The following is a 736-nucleotide window of genomic DNA, read 5'->3' on the forward strand; positions in this document are numbered from 1 at the left end:
GCGTATCACGATTTTTGGAAAAGGTTGGCAAGTGGGCAGTTTGTTACCGACCGATTCAAACGCGTAGACCAATATGGCTCAGTCGTGTGGTTGGAAGCTTCTTACAACCCGATCCATAACGACAGAGGCGAGCTGTACAAAGTGGTCAAGTTTGCGACCAACATTACTCAGCAAGTGCTTCAAGAGCAATCCATGGCACAAGCGGCGCAGTTGGCGAATGAAGTATCTCAGGCAACGGGCACTCAAACCGTCCAAGGCCGTCAAGTAATCGGTTCTACCCTTGAGAAAATGCAGACCCTTTCAGAGCAAATGCAGCAAGCCAACGCCGCCATTGAAGATTTGAAAGCACACTCATCGAAAATTAGTGAACTGGTGAATAGCATTAGCGGAATTGCTGACCAAACGAACTTGTTGGCGCTCAACGCGGCAATAGAAGCTGCTCGTGCCGGCGATCATGGACGCGGTTTCGCGGTGGTTGCCGATGAAGTACGCCAGCTTGCCATGCGCACTAATACCACGACAGATGAGATTGTCTCGATGGTGACGGAAAATCTAGAGCGCACCAATAATGCTGTTGCACTGATTTCTCAGTGTCAAAAAGAGGCGCTTGATACGCTAGAGTTGTCTGAAAAGGCGGGCAATGTTATGAACGATATCCAAGACGGAGCAAGCCGAGTGGTTGAAGCTGTCGCACAGTTCAACCGCACTTTGTAATTAATCGCTTCAAAAACTTCTG

Annotated in this window: 1 protein-coding gene; it reads left to right on the forward strand. The window is 49.0% G+C overall.

Annotation, left to right across the window (positions count from 1 at the left end):
• Positions 1-714 (forward strand): methyl-accepting chemotaxis protein (locus R7Q11_RS26090; RefSeq protein WP_225466991.1); only part of this gene is annotated, 714 nt, incomplete at its 5' end.
• Positions 715-736: the final 22 nt, after the last annotated feature.

It is taken from the genome of Vibrio sp. 970, assembly GCF_033339075.1.